Source organism: Psychrobacter sp. ANT_H3, from assembly GCF_027919975.1.
Classification (GTDB): Bacteria; Pseudomonadota; Gammaproteobacteria; order Pseudomonadales; family Moraxellaceae; genus Psychrobacter; species Psychrobacter maritimus.
This window is the reverse complement of the sequence record NZ_JAQISM010000005.1, coordinates 90,652-109,342: the sequence shown is the minus strand read 5'-3', so window position 1 is coordinate 109,342 and position 18,691 is coordinate 90,652. Positions and strand designations below refer to the sequence as shown.

The 18,691-nt window shown below is 45.0% G+C and carries 15 protein-coding genes; 11 read left to right on the top strand and 4 right to left on the bottom strand.

Features of this window, described 5'->3' with window-relative positions:
* Positions 1 to 26 precede the first annotated feature (26 nt).
* The gene (locus PG901_RS04775) at positions 27 to 974 is read right to left on the bottom strand and encodes an alpha/beta hydrolase (protein ID WP_271133698.1); all 948 of its coding nucleotides are present in this window, start codon (positions 972 to 974) and stop codon (positions 27 to 29) included.
* A gap of 272 nt (positions 975 to 1,246) precedes the next feature.
* On the opposite strand from PG901_RS04775, the gene PG901_RS04770 reads away from it, so the two are divergent.
* A complete protein-coding gene (locus tag PG901_RS04770) occupies positions 1,247 to 2,827 on the top strand; it encodes an MATE family efflux transporter (RefSeq protein ID WP_271133697.1) in 1,581 nt (526 codons plus the stop codon).
* 39 nt (positions 2,828 to 2,866) lie between these two features.
* On the opposite strand, the gene PG901_RS04765 is transcribed toward PG901_RS04770, so the two are convergent.
* The gene (locus tag PG901_RS04765; protein ID WP_271133696.1) at positions 2,867 to 3,574 is read right to left on the bottom strand and encodes an aspartate/glutamate racemase family protein; all 708 of its coding nucleotides are present in this window, start codon (positions 3,572 to 3,574) and stop codon (positions 2,867 to 2,869) included.
* A 282-nt stretch (positions 3,575 to 3,856) separates the two neighbouring features.
* On the opposite strand from PG901_RS04765, the gene PG901_RS04760 reads away from it, so the two are divergent.
* The 7 genes from PG901_RS04760 (at position 3,857) to PG901_RS04730 (ending at position 10,782) form a co-directional block, all read left to right on the top strand.
* Positions 3,857 to 4,111 carry a DUF2798 domain-containing protein gene (locus PG901_RS04760; protein WP_149490298.1) on the top strand — a complete coding sequence of 85 codons (255 nt, stop codon included), beginning with the start codon at positions 3,857 to 3,859 and terminating at the stop codon, positions 4,109 to 4,111.
* A 115-nt stretch (positions 4,112 to 4,226) separates the two neighbouring features.
* The gene (locus tag PG901_RS04755) at positions 4,227 to 5,378 is read left to right on the top strand and encodes a DUF2157 domain-containing protein (protein ID WP_271133695.1); all 1,152 of its coding nucleotides are present in this window, start codon (positions 4,227 to 4,229) and stop codon (positions 5,376 to 5,378) included.
* Entirely contained in the window at positions 5,371 to 6,540 is a 1,170-nt protein-coding gene (locus PG901_RS04750) for a DUF4401 domain-containing protein (protein WP_271133694.1), read from the top strand. Before PG901_RS04755 ends, PG901_RS04750 begins: the two co-directional genes overlap by 8 nt.
* Positions 6,537 to 7,124 carry a GDYXXLXY domain-containing protein gene (locus PG901_RS04745; RefSeq protein WP_271133693.1) on the top strand — a complete coding sequence of 196 codons (588 nt, stop codon included), beginning with the start codon at positions 6,537 to 6,539 and terminating at the stop codon, positions 7,122 to 7,124. The genes PG901_RS04750 and PG901_RS04745 overlap by 4 nt, the downstream gene beginning before the upstream one ends.
* 346 nt (positions 7,125 to 7,470) lie before the next feature.
* A complete protein-coding gene (locus PG901_RS04740) occupies positions 7,471 to 8,448 on the top strand; it encodes a zinc-binding dehydrogenase (protein WP_271133692.1) in 978 nt (325 codons plus the stop codon).
* A gap of 293 nt (positions 8,449 to 8,741) precedes the next feature.
* Positions 8,742 to 9,722 (top strand): zinc-binding dehydrogenase, encoded by a 981-nt coding sequence (locus PG901_RS04735; RefSeq protein ID WP_271133691.1) that lies wholly within the window; start codon positions 8,742 to 8,744, stop codon positions 9,720 to 9,722.
* A gap of 55 nt (positions 9,723 to 9,777) precedes the next feature.
* A complete protein-coding gene (locus PG901_RS04730) occupies positions 9,778 to 10,782 on the top strand; it encodes an oxidoreductase (protein ID WP_271133690.1) in 1,005 nt (334 codons plus the stop codon).
* 234 nt (positions 10,783 to 11,016) lie between these two features.
* Here the strand turns inward: PG901_RS04730 and PG901_RS04725 are convergent, their stop codons facing one another.
* Positions 11,017 to 11,262, bottom strand: a complete 246-nt coding sequence (locus tag PG901_RS04725) for a hypothetical protein (RefSeq protein ID WP_271133689.1) — start codon at positions 11,260 to 11,262, stop codon at positions 11,017 to 11,019.
* Positions 11,263 to 11,434: 172 nt separating this feature from the next.
* On the opposite strand from PG901_RS04725, the gene PG901_RS04720 reads away from it, so the two are divergent.
* Positions 11,435 to 12,940 (top strand): hypothetical protein, encoded by a 1,506-nt coding sequence (locus PG901_RS04720; RefSeq protein WP_271133688.1) that lies wholly within the window; start codon positions 11,435 to 11,437, stop codon positions 12,938 to 12,940.
* A 202-nt stretch (positions 12,941 to 13,142) separates the two neighbouring features.
* Here PG901_RS04720 and guaA read toward each other — a convergent pair whose 3' ends face one another.
* The gene (gene guaA, locus PG901_RS04715) at positions 13,143 to 14,771 is read right to left on the bottom strand and encodes a glutamine-hydrolyzing GMP synthase (RefSeq protein ID WP_413786571.1); all 1,629 of its coding nucleotides are present in this window, start codon (positions 14,769 to 14,771) and stop codon (positions 13,143 to 13,145) included.
* A 403-nt stretch (positions 14,772 to 15,174) separates the two neighbouring features.
* Between guaA and PG901_RS04710 the strand changes: the two genes are divergently transcribed.
* Together PG901_RS04710 and PG901_RS04705 are read left to right on the top strand one after the other, a co-directional pair.
* Entirely contained in the window at positions 15,175 to 16,908 is a 1,734-nt protein-coding gene (locus PG901_RS04710) for an FAD-binding oxidoreductase (protein WP_271133687.1), read from the top strand.
* 80 nt (positions 16,909 to 16,988) lie between these two features.
* Positions 16,989 to 18,677 (top strand): glycerol-3-phosphate dehydrogenase/oxidase, encoded by a 1,689-nt coding sequence (locus tag PG901_RS04705; RefSeq protein WP_271133686.1) that lies wholly within the window; start codon positions 16,989 to 16,991, stop codon positions 18,675 to 18,677.
* The last annotated feature ends 14 nt before the right edge of the window (positions 18,678 to 18,691 follow it).

Sequence of the window (18,691 nt, the reverse complement as noted above, 5' to 3'; positions counted from 1 at the left end):
TAAACCAACTTATTCAATCGAGATTATTACTTATTAAGCTTTTCACGAAACGCTTTATAGTCATCCGCAGTCTTATCAAGTGCTTCGACCATCGGTACATGACCGACTTCTGGCATCATAATCACTTCTGATTGCGGGATGATTTCTTTTATCAGATTGACCGTTTCGGGCTTGATGATCTGATCTTTTTCGCCCCATACCACTAGCGTCGGAATCTTATATTGTGCGATGATTTTGGCGCGCTCTTCGACATTATCGGTGACGATTTGCTCGAGGATTTTGGCGTGCAGTTCTTTATTAGCGATACGTTCTTGGGCAAATACCGCTTTGACCGACTTAGGCAGATATGGCGGCTTATACATGACAAAATCGTACATTTTATAGAAGTCTTCATTACTATTAATCAATAGCGGATTGTTCTCTAACGTTGCGCCTGCCAGTGCTTCGTGAACACCTGCTGACCAAAATCCTGCGCTATCGACCAGCCATAAGCTTTTGACCTCACTAGGATACTTCGCGGCGTAAGCAACACTGATAGCGCCGCCCATCGAGTTGCCACCGACATGAATATCTGATGCTAAGCCTTTAGCTTGTAGCAGCTCATGCAAGCGCGTTGCTTGGGCCTCCGAGCGATAATCGGCGCTCATCGGTTTGCTCGACTCACCAAAACCAAGCAAATCAGGAATGATCAGATGATAGCCTCCTAACTGACGCGCAATACGGGTAAAGTTGTCTTTATTACCGCCGAAGCCATGAATCAGTAATAAAGGCTCGCCAGTAACGTTGCTGTTTTCTGCATAGACCATCTTATCGCCAGAGGCTAGCGTTAGCGATTTGATTCCTAAATCAGACTTTGAGCGCTCATATTGAATAATCTTTTGGGTGGTATTAACCGCTAAGGTATTGGGCGCGGTGGTACAACCGACCATAGAAAAACTAAAAAGCGCGGCAAGGGCTAGGCGTTTTAATAGCATCGAAACATCCTTGTGATAATTGGTAGATAAAAAAGGGCTAATGGCTTAAAAAACATCAATCCAAAACCACTTATTTTAAGTGTAAGCAATCATAGCAATTATCCTCATCTCTAAACTGTATGACAATCATATAAAAAATGACAGTTAAATAATCATAGAGTTTGCCGAGGGTTTACAGCTCTCATACAGCTCTAGTAAAGAAGGCACAAGCTTTCTGGTTTATGATAAGCATTTTCGTTCAGTCAGCCCTAAATAACGCAAAAGGATCAACTTTGAGTAAAACAACTACCTCCACTGGTAAACAGCGCGACCTCACCGAAGGGTCAATTGCCAAAACGATACTGCTGTTTGCCTTGCCAACACTTGGATCATCAGCCCTCCAGTCGTTAAACGGCTCGATTAATGCCGTCTGGGTGGGCCGGTTTTTAGGTGAAGAGGCGTTGGCCGCGACGGCGAACGGCAATATCTTGATGTTTATCCTGATCTCCTTCGTTTTTGGTTTCGGTATGGCCTCTACTATTTTGATTGGGCAGGCCATGGGCAGTCGTGACGATGCCATCGTCAAGAAAACCATGGGAACGGCGCTGGGTAGCATTATTCCGATAAGTATATTGGTGTCGGCAGGAGGATGGATATTTGCCCCGCTGCTTCTTGATCTGCTTGGTACGCCGCCAAGTGCGCTAGACCTTGCCCTGACCTATCTGCGGATGATTTTCATTGCCATGCCCGTCACCCTGACCTTTACGCTGATAATGATGGCACTGCGCGGGACGGGCGATTCTACAACGCCGCTTTGGTTTATCATTATATCGGTGATTATTGACCTGATTTTGACGCCGGTACTGATTTTGGGTATAGGCCCGTTTCCCGAATGGGGCATATTTGGCTCGGCATTCGCAACCGCCGTCGCCAACACGCTAGCGCTGATTGGCATGGTCGTTACTATGTACCTGCGGGGCTCTGTGCTGACACTTAAGTTGCCAGAGCTGCGCTTTTTGCGTGCAGACAGAGATATCCTAAAGTCAATGTTTTCAAAGGGTTTGCCAATGGGTCTACAGATGATCGTCATCTCATCAGCAGCGTTGACGATGCTATCGTTAATCAACCGCGAAGGTGTGCAAACGACGGCGGCTTATAGCGCGACCCAGCAGCTTTGGACCTACGTGCAGATGCCTGCAATGGCGCTAAGTGCCGCGGCCAGTGCGATGGTCGCACAGAACATCGGTGCCAATCAATGGCATAGGGTTGCAGGTATCACGCGTTGGGGGCTTATTTTTAACGTGATATTGACGGGCGCTATGATTGGAGTGCTGAGCATTTTTGATGAAACTATATTGGGGCTTTTCCTCGGTAGTGACAGCGCAGCGGTGCCGATTGGGCGACATATCCAATTAATGGCGACATGGGGCTTTGTCTTTTTTGGCATAGCGCAAGTGCTGTTCGGTACCATGCGTGCCAACGGCTATGTAATTTGGCCGCTGATCGTTATGGTGATTTCAATGTATCCGGTGCGTCTTGGCTTTGCGTTCGGGCTTTATTCCCTACTCGGCACCGATGCGCTTTGGCTGTCATTTCCAGCAGGTATGGTAGCAACCGCTGTGATGGGAGCGGGACTATATCTGTATGGCGGCTGGCGCAAAGGCAAACACTTGGCCGCAGAGGAAGCCGCGCAAAGGTCTGAGGAGTTTCGCGCACATACCGGCACCAGTGCATCGTTTCGTGATATCTTACCGACCACGGTGTGGAAACTGGCACCTATACGCCGTATCACAAGGTTGCATCGTCGACTACAAAAACGCCTGCAAAAACACCGTATGAGAAGAAAGCATAAACGCTCATCGCGTGGTTTATAGATAGTAAATTCAATTGGTTTAAGCTCAAGTGTTTTAAAATCAATGACTGAGTAAAAAATCCACCGCCGCCGCCGCATGAATAGCGGTGGTATCAAATACGGCTATTGGGCTGTCTGCTTGCTGAATAAGCAGTCCAATTTCGGTACAACCTAAAATGACGCCTTCTGCACCTTTATTGGCTAAGTCTTTAATGACTTGGCTATAATAATGGCGTGAGCTATCAAGAAATTGCCCTTGGCACAGCTCATCATAGATAATCCGATGCACCTCTGCCCGCGCATCATTTTCTGGTATCAAAACTTGCAAACCAGCGTCAATAAGGCGCTGCTTATAAAAGTCTTGCGTCATGGTGAACTGCGTACCCAAGAGCGCAATCTTAGTCAAACCTTGCGCTTGAATAGCTTTAGCTGTGGCATCTGCAATATGAATAATCGGCAGATTGGTCGCGGCTTGGACGTCATCGATGACTTTATGCATGGTGTTAGTGGCAATTAATAAGCCTTGCGCGCCAGCAGCTTGCAGACGTTTGCCACTATTGGCTAATATCGCGCCCATCTCATCCCACGCGCCTTGTGCTTGCAGCTCGCCAATCGGCGCAAAGTCGACGCTATGAATCAGCAAATCCGCTGAATGCAGGTTACCCAGCTCAGCCTTGATGCCCTCATTAATCAGTCGATAATAACTTTCAGTGCTCTCCCAACTCATCCCGCCGATGATACCTAACGTTCGCTGTTTTTTAGCTGCCATTTCATTGTCCCATTTATTTTTTAATCTTATTTATCGTAGCAAAACCAAACCTCTTTAGTTTGCTGTTTTTCGAATATTATTCTTTTTAAAAACAGCAGAGTCGTCGTTAAGATATAACGAATCTTATTATTTATAATAACCATTTTACCTCGCCCCCATCACGCGATATCATAGTCGCTGACAAGCACTAGCAATGCTACACTTCATCCTTTCTCATCGCAACACATCACGTTTACAATACTATTTAAGCGTGGCTCTCATCATGCAGGACAACAGAACGTTATGGCAAAATTCCCAACCGTCAGAATACGCACGCGGCGCAAATACTATCGGCTGATTTTCACCTTTTTAATGGCGCTGATGATGTCGACAATTATCTCGACGGCGTTGCTACTGATTAACGTAGGATTTGTCGAAGGTTTCTTTACTACGCTGTTTCATTCATGGAAGTATGCCTTTATGGTTGCTTGGCCGAGCGCTTATATCTGTGCCTACTTAATCCAAGAGCACCTGCTAAGCCGCATTGAATTTTATTAACGCCTTTATAAAGGTTAGTAAGTTATAAAAGATGCTAAGTTATAAACTTTAGTACATTATGCCAGCGTAAAAACAGCTAAGATAAGCGACAAACTGTTTTTATTCAGAGGCGACTATGAGCCAAGCACGGCGTACTATCGAGCAGTTACTACATCAAGGTCTTCTTCCCCTTAAAAATACCGAGGCGGCAGCAACGCACCTAGAAGTCTATCCTAGCAAACGTACTTGGCTGATGTTTTTTGATAAAGCGCTGCTGATTATTGGGACGGTAGCGCTGGTACTATCCCTTGTGTTTTTTATCGCCTATAACTGGCAAAATATCGGCAAGATGGGTAAATTTGCGTTGGTTGAAGGGGCACTGGTGATTACCATCGCGCTTTACGTAGCACTGTCTTTTAGGCAACTTAGACAACGATTTCAGCTGATTCGGCAGTTATTATTGCTCATTGCTAGCATTATCACCGGTAGCTTATTGGCGCTATTTGGGCAAGTTTATCAAACGGGCGCTGATACCTGGCAGCTGTTTTTTGGCTGGGCGCTATTGATTACGCCTTGGGTTTTGATTGCACGTTTCGCTGCGCTTTGGCTGCTGTGGTTAGGGTTAGTCAATGCCTGTTTGCTACTCTATTTGGATGTCGCAAATCTGCAATTTATCAACCATCGCCTGCAAAACGTCTCTCAAGTAGCCATCCTTGCGCTATTTAATTTTATTGCCTTTTATAGTTGGCTTATTAGCTATGATAATAAAAAACCTTTCTCTGCTAGCAAGTTCTTCAATCGTATTAATCCTAAAAAGTCCACTGCTGATATAACCGATAATGACAAACATCCTCTAAATAACTCTAAAACAAACAGCTCACCAACCAAATCCAGCTTGCACTGGAGTACTTATGTCGTCGGTTTATTAAGTACGTTTTTTATGACGTATCTGGCGATTGTCACGGTCTTTGATAATGGCAATATCTGGGCAACACTCATCGCTATCATAGTGTGGTTAGGTTGGTGCGGCTTTATGTTTTGGCAATTTTATCAGCGCCGTATTGATTTACTGATGCTGACTTATTTGTCATTTTCTATCATTACTGTGGTGATGTTTTGGGTCGGTAAATGGCTGTTGGATGGTTTTGACGCAGGTGGGTTTTTGATATTAGCCTTGCTACTTATTGGCATGAGCTCGTCGGCAGTTATGTGGCTACGTAAAATTACCCGTATCAACAACGTTGACACTGCTCCTCATACTATAATAAAGGGGAACAGCGATGAATAATAACATCAACCATAACGAGCAAAATCGTGACCTTTTGCTATTACAACAGCAGGGACTCATCGACGTGCAAAACGTCAATTATAAGCTTTTAAATAGTGCAGCATCTGAAGCGCGCAGCCCGTGGTTTATCAGCTTACTTTTTGGTATGAGTGGTATTTTAGCCAGTCTGTTTTTTATAGGGTTTTTAACCTTGTTATTAGATAACACCGGTTTGCTGGATAGTACGCTAGCGGTATTTATTATTGGCGCACTACTAACTGTCATTGGCGGGTTTCTATTTTATAACGCGCGCATACGCCATAGCCCTTTTTGGAATAGCTTAGCCTTTGCAATTACGCTAGCAGGTCAAGGTTATATCGCCTATGCTTTACTGGCGAGTGAGATTGCAGAGCCACTCAATATAGGGCTATTGCTCCTTGTGCAACTGTTGATGACTGTTGCTATACCCAATTTTATCTATCGTTTATTGAGCGCCACCTTAGCCTTAAGCTGCCTGTTTTACTTATTAAATTATTATCATTTATCCGAAGTAAGCTTAGGATTATTGGCATTAATCACTAGCGTGACTCATTTACAACGCTATAGTCTAACTGCTTTTATCCCGACCAAATGGCGAATGAACGCTCTAGAAATTACCAATGCTATTGGCTATGCGAGCGCCTATGTTTTGCTCAGTGTTTCCGTCTATTTTATCGCTGCTGAATATGGCAATAGCTTTGATAGCCTTGATAGTTACGGTGAAGCCTTTAGCTATAACTACTACCTAGCACAAGGGCTACTAACGCTTGCCAGCCTTTATGCCGCTTATCTCATTTTAAAGCGCTATCACATCAAATTATTATCAGCAGCAGGACTACTCATTAGCGCTGCGATTGTACTACTTGGGATAATGTCTATTTATGTCGCAGGCTTATTGGCCACCAGTTTGATTATCATTATCGCCACTGCCAATAGCCAACGCGTGCTCTTAGGACTGGGCGTTATCGCCTTGGTCGGTTATATATTTTGGTATTACTATCAGCTCGATACTTCTTTATTGGTCAAATCCGCTTCCATGCTGGTCATCGGTATCGCGCTATTACTGCTGCGCTGGGTGCTTATCAAAGGCTATTTTGCGCATATAAAGCCGAGTGCTAACGACAATCAGGAGCGGCTGTCATGAATAATAAAATTTTGACCAAGCGCTTGATTAAGGACACATCAAAAACGCATTGGCTACAAAAACCGGCAGTTACGATTATTATTGCCCTTCTTGGATTGGCGCTCGTATTGGTGGTGATGACGAGGAATATCGCAAAGTATGAAAACCATCTTGCGACTGGCGATACGGTCTTATTAGCGCTTGCACCCGTTGACCCGCGCGGCTTTATGCAGGGCGACTATATGACGCTTAGCTATGCGCTAGAGCGTGACGTATTTGCCGCCTTAAATAGAGACCCCGGTAGCTATCCTACTAATGAAGATGGCTATGTCATTGTTGCCTTAGATAACAATAAAGTCGCACAGTTTGTGCACTTAGCGGCTAATCAGCCTAAAAATCTAGCGACTAATGAGATGGCGATTCACTATCGTATCCGTAATGGCGCAATGCAGCTTGCGACCAATGCTTTTTTCTTCCAAGAAGGTCATGGCGAGGCTTTTGAGGCGGCAGAATATGGGCTATTTCGGGTTAATGATAAAGGCGAGCCGCTACTGACCAATTTAGTCAACGATGATTTTGCAGTGATTAGTCCAAAAAATGATTAGTCCAAAAAGGGATTAGTCCAAAAAGGGATTAGTCCAAAAAGGGATTAATCTAAAGTAGCCTAATATAGTTGATTCAAGTCAAAAAGAATACAGGGCTGTTTTTAACGTGCCTTTTTTATATTGAACTAACCATACAGCGCAAACTGCTAATAACTCAAAATCAATTCTGCTGTAAACGCATCCGATTGTCTCACTGAAAACTTTATAACTGTCAATCGATGACAACCCTGCTTTACCAAAGTGATATTGCGATAAGTCAGCAGGGTTTGTTACTGTTGATGGCTGCAAATTCACTAGCTTATTAAAAAACATTTGAAAAAACTTAAAAATTAAAAAAGGATTTATCATGCGTAGTGCAACTTATAACGAATTTGGCAAACCCACAGAAGTACTAAGCCTCGGCGACCGCCCTATCCCAGAGCCCAAGGCTAATGAAGTGCGCGTCAAAACCATTCTCGCCTCCATTCATAACCATGATCTGCTTACCATTCGTGGTAAATATGGCTTTAAGCCTGAGATGCCGGCTATCGGCGGTAGCGAAGCGTTAGGTATCATCGATGCCGTTGGTAGCGACGTTAAAGACTTAAAAGTCGGACAGCGCGTGGCTGCTGCCAGTGTGCAAGCAACGTGGGCAGAGTACTTTGTCGCATCCGCCGATATGGTCTTTGCTGTCCCTGATAGTTTAAAAGATGAAATGGCCGCGCAGCTGATTGCTATGCCGCTCAGTGCTTTAATGCTGCTGGAATTCTTAGAAGTAGAAAGCGGTCAATGGGTTATCCATAATGCCGCCAATGGTGCCGTTGGTAAATCACTTGCGATGCTGGCTGCCGCGCGCGGCGTTAATACCATTAATCTGGTACGCAGTAGCGATGCGATTAAAGAGTTAGACGCCCTTGGTATCAAAAATAACATCAATGTCGAAGATGACGATTGGAAAGAACAAGTCCGTCAAATCATCGGTGATGATAGCATTAGCGCAGCGGTCGACTCTGTCGGCGGAGAAGCAAGCGGTGACTTATTATCGTTGCTCGGTCATGGTGGCACTTTGGCATCTTTTGGCATCATGTCAGGTCAGCCAATGGTACTTAATCCGACGCATCTAATCTTTAAACAAGCCATCGTGAAAGGCTTTTGGGGCAGTAAAATTAGCCAAGAGATGAGTGTCGAAAATAAACAGCGCTTAATCGATGAGCTTATCGAACGGGCAACCAGTGACAAATTGCATTTGCCTGTCGAAGCCGTATTTGATTTAGCTGATATCACCAAAGCTGTCGATGGCAAATTGCAGTCAGGCAAAAAAGGTAAGGTATTACTAAAACCTTAAATTATTATTCATTTATCATTTAGCCAGCCTTCGTTTTATTGATAATGGCAGCGTTCTTTCTAATAAGAACGCTGCCATTTTTTATGGCTTATTTTGCGGTTATAACTCTGCACCTTCTTCAGCTTGCACTTTTTTATAACATTTTACCGTTCTAAACAGCGGGCAACGTTCATTTACCAAAGTCAGGTTGCGGGCATGAAGGCCAGCTTGTTAAGGTTGATGAGTGATTAATCATCATCGTTTCAAAATGAACAATCAACGATATTTATCTAACAATAAAAAAGGATATAAAGATGCGCAGCGTAACCTATAACGAATTTGGCAAACCGTCAGACGTACTCACCATCACTGATAGCCCGATGCCAGAGCCAAAGGACAACGAAGTCCGTATCAAAACCATTCTATCTTCTATCCATAACCACGACCTCATCACTATTCAAGGCCAATATGGCACCAAGCCAAAACTGCCCTCACTCGCTGGCAGCGAAGCCGTGGGTACTATTGAGGCTATCGGCGCTGGCGTCAAAGGTATGGAAGCGGGTCAGCGTGTGGTGGTCACCGGTGTCGAAGGCACGTGGGCCGAGTACTTCACCGCCCCTGCTAGCAGCGTCATCCCTATACCGGACGCCATCGACGATGAAATGGCCGCGCAGCTTATCGCCATGCCGATGAGCGCCTTGATGCTCATTGAGTTTTTAGAGCTAGAAAAAGGGCAATGGGTCATCCAAAACGCCGCCAATGGCGCAGTTGGCGAATCGCTTGCGATGTTGGCTGCTGAGCGCGGCATCCATACCATCAATGTCGTGCGTAGTAAAGAGTCAGCAAACGAGCTGACCGAGATTGGTATCACCGAAAACAACGTGGTGAGCGATGATGACGACTGGAAAGATCAAGTCCGTCAAATTATCGGTGATGCAAAAATCAGCGGCGCAGTCGACTCTGTCGGCGGTCAATCTGGCGGCGACTTACTAAGCTTACTCGGTCATGGCGGTATTATGGCAGCGGTAGGCGGGATGTCTGGTCAGCCACTCGCGCTCAATCCGACTCATCTCATCTTTAAGCAAGCGACACTCAAGGGGTTTTGGGGCGGTGCATTGATGCAAAAGATGAATTCGGATAATAAAAGCCGTTTAATAAAAGAGCTTATCGAGCGCGCTGCCAGTGGTAAATTAAAGCTACCAACAGGCGGCATCTATACGCTGGACAATATCAAAGAAGCAGTATCCGGTAAGGTGCAATCTGGCAAAAAAGGCAAAGTATTGTTAAAACCTTAATATAGTTCGTTATAAATCCACTCAAATAAAAGAGCAATACAAAAGGATTGAGATAATGTCGAATAACAAAACCTTTAAAGCCTTAATAGTCGAAGAAACCAGCGACGGTAAGTTCGATAAAAGCATCCAAACGCGTAACGTCAGTGATTTGCCTAAAAATGATTTATTAATCGAAGTGCATTACTCATCGTTAAACTTCAAAGATGCCATGTCAGCCTCGGGAAATAAAAGAATCACCAAAAATTATCCGCACACTCCTGGCATTGATGCCGCAGGCGTGGTGGTAAGCGATAAGTCTGGCACGTTTTCTGAAGGCCAAGAAGTCGTGGTCTTTGGCTATGATTTGGGCATGGATACCGATGGCGGTCTCAGCCAGATGATATCTATCCCTGCCGATTGGGCGGTCGAATGTCCGTCATCGCTCACACTAAAAGAAGCGATGATATATGGTACGGGCGGCTTGACCGCCGCATTAAGTGTGCAAAAATTAGAGAAAATGGGCGCAAAACCTAAAGACGGTCCAGTTGCGGTCACGGGTGCAACGGGCGGCGTCGGTAGTATCAGTATCGCGATATTAAGTCAGCTTGGCTATGAGGTCATCGCCTTCTCCGGTAAGCCTGAGCAAAGCGACTATCTAAAAGAGCTTGGCGCAAGCGAAGTCCGTCATCGCGATACCATTAACGAGGTCGGCGATAAACCCGTCGGTCGTGAGCTATGGGCAAACGCTATTGATACCATCGGCGGCGACTATTTGGCAAACTTACTCAAACAAACCAAAGCGGGCGGCGCGGTCACCAGTTGTGGCTTAGCGGGCGGTGCTGAGTTTACGATGACGGTATTGCCGTTTATCACCCGCGCAGTGTCCCTACTCGGTATCGATTCGGTCTATATTCCACTGGCTGATAAAAAGGCTATTTGGCAGCGTGTCGCTACCGATATGAAATTGCCTAATTTAGAGAATTACTGCGAAGAGATTACGCTTGAGCAGACGCCGGAATACTTAGATCGCTTTATGGCGAGTCAAACGGTTGGTCGTTATGTGGTGAATGTGCGGGGTTAGAGTTTTGCTTTAAAAAATTAGGATTGATAGAAAAGCAGCGCTCCTTTCGGGGTGCTGCTTTTTGTTCCCTTTAAAATAAATGGATTTTATGGTAAACCCCAAGTGCAGAAGAAAAAATATCTACGGCTTGAGCGAGCTTGCAGAAACTTTAAACGTCTCACACTGATTTAAAAGAAAAATTTAATGACGACACTAACCAATCTAGGGTAAGTATCGTCATTAAGTACGTTGTACTTATCCTTCTGATAGGCAAGGCGTAGGTGACAGCCCTCGACCTCTATTAGCATCAATTTTGGATCGAACCTGAGATTCGGAAATTACAACATGCATAGATATGTCTCGGACTGAGTAATCATTATCATATAGATGTTGAAGATATTTTTTCTTATCTCCATCAGGCATCTGATTGTAATGAAAATTATTTGTGTAATCCTGCATAGTGGAAATTGGTTTAGGGAATTTTTTAAAAAAATTACTCATAATATCTCTCCTTGACTCTCATTCTTCTAGAGTCGGTTGATTTCAGAAAAAGGAAGAGCGATTCCACCGATATTGTTTGCTCTCGCGTTCAGCTTCAATTCTTTGCATTATCGTTTCTTCACTATAGATGTTAAAACAATAACAGTATGAAAACTTGGGGATAATCTTGGTAATGAAATTAACCGATACCGCACAGGCTAAAAATTTAGAGCAGCTACGCTCACTTAAGCGAAAAAAACTGGTGGAGCGTCATAAGGGCGTATACGTTGCAACTTGCTATCCAGAAAACCACCTACTTCCATTTGAAAGCAAGCTGCGTTCCCTAGAAAAAACATCAGGAGAGTTCACCAACTGCTCAGAATTTGATTTTCTGTACCAAGGGAAGCCAGAAACCCCGTTATCAAAGAAGGGACTTAGGGGAGCTTGTGAAGCCCTTTATACAGACAGTGATAAGGGAGAGGATTATTTCTCTTACGCCAAGGAGACTATTTCTAAACATATAAAAACTATCACGGGTAAATCACTTGCTGAGTGGCTTGAGGATAAAGAGTTTGATCAAGATGCATTTAAGACTGCCTACTTGCTTTATGATTTGCACCTTGCAACTCCTAGTGGGTTGGAAATGCTGACCAAAAAAGCTGACCCGCGATTTGCAGAGGTAGAGTTGTTTACAGGTCATCATCAGCCTAAAAATCGCAATACCAAATCAGAAGAGGATCAAGTCATAGTACTCAGTGCTTGGTTGAAGGAATTTTTTTCAAAAACACTGTTCCACCGAAGTGAAATAGAACGCGGCATGGCCAAAAACTTAGATATGATCTTTACTGGCTATCACAGCGTCTATCAATACGTTGACGGGTGTAACGAGCAACTTCGAGCGAAATTGCATTCAGCGGTCTTTGATGAGCAGATATTGGCCAGAAAGTTGAAACCGAGAGAGCCATTAAGCACCGAGCTCATGCGTGCGTGGCAGGGCAATGTCAAGTATCACAACTTAAGTAATTGTGCTCAGATTGAAATTCAGAATTGTTTTTTGAAAGCCGGTAAACAAAAAGAAAAACAGCGCACAATAACTGCTAAAGTAGATGATGTGCTGTTGTTAGGCGCGCGATTATTTAGTTGGTTATTTCTACAAGACACAGTGAAAGTGACTTTCCATCAACTTAGCGATTCAAATTATCAACAGCTCCTAAATATTACGACGAGAAGAGAGAAGCTTATCTACGCGCACTTCACTAATGATTACCAGAACGGCGTAAAACTTAGTGTTAAGGGGATTGGGGAAGACAGTAAGAGAACGTCACTGTTTAACTCGCTAGAAGGATTTGTAGATAGCAATCGAAGCCTGCTAACAGTCAACATGGATCCGTTTGCTATAATTAAACTCGATAACAACTGCGAAACCCATCACAACTACCTTCGTTTGCGAGCCATATTTGCCTGTCAAGAAGAAAGTATTTCTGCTCAAGAATTCTTGTCTCGCAACCAGCGAGTAAGCATTCAATACAACAACACAGTTGTTGAGTACGTAGAAAATTACATCAACTCTATGACTCTGGATGAACTCAACTCTGATATCAATAGGATTAATAAAGTACTTTCTAAGCACATTGGATCAGAATTTATGTTGTTGCCAACTGCGAGCGAAAAAGAGCTCCTAAATCAGGGCTTTTCGTAAAAGCATGTGACTTCACAAAAAATAGGATCAAGCAACATGGTATCAGCTACTACTCATGGCTTTATATCTCGATAACACCGCTTTGGATACCACACTCAAACGGTGCTTCCCGCTGCCATTAGTTGGCAAACACTATCAGACACAAAAAAGCCCACGCTATCGTGGGCTTTTTTTATGACTAACAGCGCTACTTAAGGAAGAATTATTCCCACTCAATAGTAGCAGGTGGCTTGCTCGACACATCATAAGTCACGCGTGAAACTTCAGCGATTTCATTCATAATGCGATTCGATACCGTCTCAATCAAATCATACGGCAGATGCGCAAAGCGCGCGGTCATAAAGTCTACCGTCTCAACCGCACGTAGCGCAATCACCCACGCATAGCGGCGACCATCGCCAACCACGCCGACTGATTTGATTGGTTGGAATACCGCAAACGCTTGCGCAGTCTTGTCATACCAGCCTGATTTTTCTAACTCTGCCATAAAGATTGCATCGGCTTGACGTAAGATATCAGCATATTCCTTTTTCACTTCACCCAAGATACGCACGCCCAAACCTGGACCTGGGAACGGATGACGATAAATCATTTTTGCTGGTAGACCCAAGGTGATACCGAGTTTACGCACTTCATCTTTGAACAAATCGCGTAATGGCTCGACCAACTCAAACGCCAAATCATCTGGCAGACCGCCGACGTTATGATGGCTCTTAATCACGTGTGCCTTGCCTTGATGCGACTTCGCTGATTCGATGACATCAGGATAAATCGTACCTTGTGCCAAGAACTCAATGACTTTACCATCGCTTTGCTCGCTGATTTCACGGGCGCTATTGGCAAACACATCGATAAAGGTTTTACCGATGATTTTACGCTTGGCTTCTGGATCAGACTCGCCTGCTAAGGCGTTTAAGAATAAATCTTCGGCATCGACACGGATGACTTTTACGCCCATGTTTTCAGCAAAGATTTGCATCACTTGATCGCCTTCATGCAGACGCAGCAGACCATTATCAACGAACACACACGTTAGCTGATCACCAATCGCTTTATGCAATAGCGCGGCAACCACTGAGCTATCGACGCCGCCTGATAGACCAAGCAATACTTGCTTGTCACCGATTTGCTCTTTTAACTGTGCCACACGCATATCGACGATATTGTCTGGCGTCCAATCACCCGCACAGTCGCAAATTTGATGTACGAAACGACCCAATAACGCTTGACCTTGTAAGGTGTGCGTCACTTCAGGATGGAACTGTAGACCATAGTACTGTTTGGCATCATCGGCCATAATCGCAATCGGACAGCTTGGTGTACTGGCGATAATATCGAAACCTTGTGGCGCTTCAATGACCTTGTCGCCATGACTCATCCACACATCTAGCTTAGCGGTGTTGTTTTCCGTCACGCTATCTTCAATACCATCAGTGAGCTGCGACTGACCATTAACTTCAATCGTCGCTGCGCCAAACTCATGGATATCACTGGCATGAACCTGCCCACCGAAACGATCCGCCATCGCCTGCATACCGTAGCAAATGCCCAGTACTGGTACACCAAGCTCAAATACCGCATCGTTGATACGTGGGCTATTCTCAGCATGAACGCTCTCAGGGCCGCCCGATAGGATGACACCTTTGGCACCAAAATCATGGATACGCTGAGTATCGATATCATAAGGGAACATCTCACAGAAAACGCCAGAATCGCGCACACGGCGAGCGATTAACTGGCTGTACTGCGAGCCAAAATCGAGAATGAGGATGCGGTCTTCTTTGATAGTAGGCATAGTAGGTAATGCAGAAGTGGCAGCGGCAGTGGTCATAAATCGATGTCCATCAAGAAAAAATTAGTGCCCTATTTTAACAAGTTTGTGCCCATTAATGGCTATTAGATGGTTAATTATTCACGTTTTTTGCGAGATAGTACGCCTTGATAAGAATAATACGCCAGAGCGAACCCTAATATTGCCGCTACTAAATAAAAACCATGAATTTTTATTATACAAATGACGAGTCTATATGAAATATTTGTTTATATTGTGCTATGCTCAAACGATAAATAGGTTCGCTTTAGAATTACCTGCTTGGCATAAGCGCTTAATATTGTATGGTTTTTACGATAACACTGAGCTAATCATTCACCTATGCTGAGCAGACAAGCTAAACCTCCCTTAACCGAATCCTTTAGTATAAAAACCGTAATAACGAATCGACAGGTATGTCCCTATGAGCAAAATCAAATCTCTTATTCGTAAAACCACTAGCCTTTCTGCTACCAAAAACAACGATAATAATAATTTAGACCCTATTCAAAAAAATAATACACCCGCCAGCACCCCTATTGAGCAGACGCGCTGGAACGGTTGGGGCAATGTCAGTATCAATAAAAAAGTCTCGCCGCATGGCGCAAAACTGATCAAATCACATATCGGCAAAACCAAAAAACTCTCCTCTGTTAGCTTACAACAGGTACTCAAAACTGTGCCAAAATCGCGCTTACCTGCTGCTATAACTAGTCTGGATACGGTATCTATCGATAAAGAAGTGAGACTCAGACACGCGCGCGGTCAAAGCTTCCCAGATTGGATAGCCATGCACAGCGGCGCTTTTGAAGTGTTCCCTGACGGTGTTGCTTTTCCCGAATCGACCGCTGACGTCGAGAATTTATTAACACTAGCCAGTGAGCACGACCTAATTGTCATTCCGTTTGGTGGCGGCACCTCAGTCGTTGGACATATCAATCCGCAAAAGGGCTCACGCCCGGTACTCACCATTGCCATGAGCAAGATGGATCAGCTTCTCGACTTAGATACCGAGAGCCAAATTGCTACCTTTGGCGCGGGTACACAAGGGCCAGCGGTTGAAGCACAGTTGGACGCACAGGGTTACCGCTTAGGGCATTATCCGCAGTCTTGGGAGCTATCAACGCTTGGCGGTTGGATTGCCGCGCGCTCTAGTGGTCAGCAGTCATTGGGCTACGGGCGTATCGAGCAGATGTTTGCGGGCGGTACGCTGGTCACTCCGCAGGGTGTACTTAATATCGCTGATATTCCGGCGTCATCAGCAGGGCCTGATTTGCGCGAGATGATGATGGGCACCGAAGGTCGTGCTGGTATTTTTACCGAAGTCAAAATGCGCGTACAGCCGCAGCCTGAGGAAGAACTGTTTAAAGTGGCTTTCCTGCCCAATTGGGAAGCTGGTAAAGAAGTCCTTAGACAAGCCGTGCAAAAAAATGTTCGCTTGTCCATGCTACGTTTAAGTAATGCGGTCGAGACCGATGCGCATCTACATTTAGGCACGTCACCAAGCCAATTTTTAGCCATTAACACCTATCTAAAAGCTCGCGGGCTGAGCTCAGATAAGGTTATGCTCACTTACGGCGTATCAGGTGATAAGGCGCAGAATAAATTGGCGCTAACGCAGTTTAATAAGCTGTTGAAGCAGCACGGTAGTGTCACTGGTAAAATCACCGATATTATGGGTAGCGTGTGGGCGCATGGACGCTTTAAATTCCCTTACTTGCGTGGCACCTTATGGGACAAAGGCATCATGGTCGATACCTTTGAGACGGCAACCAACTGGAACAACATCGACGAGCAGATGCAGCAGATGCAAGAAGCGGTGAGAACTTCTTTAACAGATGAAGGCGAGGAGGTCATGGCCTTTACCCATATCTCGCACGTCTATAAGCAAGGTGCCAGCCTTTATACTACCTATTTCTTTAGAGCAGCTAAAGACCACGCTACAACCTTAAAACGCTGGCAAAAAATCAAACAGGCGGCCAGTTTAAGTTTGGCCAATGGTACAGCGACGATATCGCATCAGCATGGCGTTGGCCGTGATCATGCACCTTATCTAGCGGCTGAAAAAGGGAAGCTTGGCATTCAAGTGACTCATGATATGCTCAAAAGCCTAGACCCTGAACAGCGTATGAATCCGGGCGTTTTAATCGAAGATTAAAAGGTAGCCTTAGTACCATTAAATGACTTACGCATTTTATGTCATTGATTCTTTTAAATGTCATGTGAGATAGACCGTTTATGAACCCTACTAAGCAACATCAGCAACATCAGCAACGTCAGCAAGCACTAGCGCCTTTATCTCATCGCTCGTCTCAAGTAGAAACGTGGGATATGCTGATTATCGGTGGCGGTATCACAGGTGCTGGCATTGCGCGCGAAGCGGCACGGCGCGGTTTAGCAGTATTATTAATTGAGCAAAAAGACTTTGCTTGGGGCACGTCCAGCCGCTCTAGTAAAATGGTACATGGCGGATTGCGCTATATTGCCTCGGGTGATTACAAAACCACATTACTTAGCGTACGCGAGCGTGAACGTATGCTCAGTGAAGCAAGCGGCCTTGTGAATGAGATGCACTATGTCATGCCGCATTATAAAGGCAAGTTTCCACCGCCATGGATATTTAATACCTTGCTACGAGTTTACGATAGGCTTGCTGGTAAGCGTTATTTTACCTACTTTAAAAGAGAGGCTTTTTTAAGCCTAAATCCGCATATCAAGAAAGATAAGTTTTTGGGAGCCAGTCAATTTAGTGATGCGGTGACCGATGACTCGCGGCTGGTGATGCGCGTACTTGATGAGGCAATTAACGACGGCGCGCAGGCAATTAATTACCTAAAAGCAGAATCGTTGATTACCAATGAGCAAGGATTGGTGGTAGGCGCAACACTCAAAGATACTTCTTCTGAAGACAATGCTCATGGTAATGCTCAAAATTACGATGTTTACGCCAAAGTGGTAGTCAGTGCGACTGGCGCTTGGGCGGATACCTTGAGGATGCAGGCCAGCAAGCAAACTGAACAAAGCTTTCATAAGCAAATCCGTCCGTCACGCGGTAGTCACTTGGTCGTAAGCAAAGAGCGTTTGCCAATTAAGCAAGCCTATACCTTTTTACATCCTGTCGATAAAAGAGCGGTCTTTGTCTTCCCATGGGAAAACCGTACCGTCCTTGGCACCACCGATTTGGATCATCCACCCTTGGACGATAGTGAAGTTGGTATTACTAACGAAGAAGTCGATTATCTATTAACTGCAACCAACACGCTGTTTAACGATGCTCATCTAAACCGAGAGGATGTCATTAGTACGTGGGCAGGCGTGCGTCCGCTGATATCTGACGGCGGCGATGGCAAGCGCGTGAGCCCTAGCAAAGAAAAGCGCGACCATAGCGTGTGGCTCGATAATAATCTCGTCACCGTCAGCGGCGGCAAATTAACAACCTTTCGCCTTATTGCTTTAGATGTCCTTGAAAAGTGTCAAGAAGTGCTCGCGCTCGATAAATCTGTCATTCAAAACCAAACCATAGATGGCGATCACGTCTTTAGCGATACCACGCCAACCAATCCCAAGTTTTCAACCCTAACGCCACCCTTGCAGCAACGTTTACAAGGGTTTTACGGCTTACAGCTCGATACCTTACTTGAACTAGCGCATGACGAAGATTTAGCTTATATCACCGACAGCAACACCATTTGGGCAGAGATTCGTTTTGCCGCGCGCCATGAGCAGGTCATTCATTTAGATGATTTACTACTGCGACGTACACGCTTGGGTTTAATCCTGCCGCATGGCGCAATGACGCCGCTTATCAGCACAAGACTAAAGCAAATATGTCAGCAAGAGCTCGGCTGGGATGAGCAAAAATGGCAACAAGAAGTTGTTCGCTATCAGGACTTGTGGCAGCGCTACTATCATTTGCCTGCAGCTTAATTTTTATGATTACA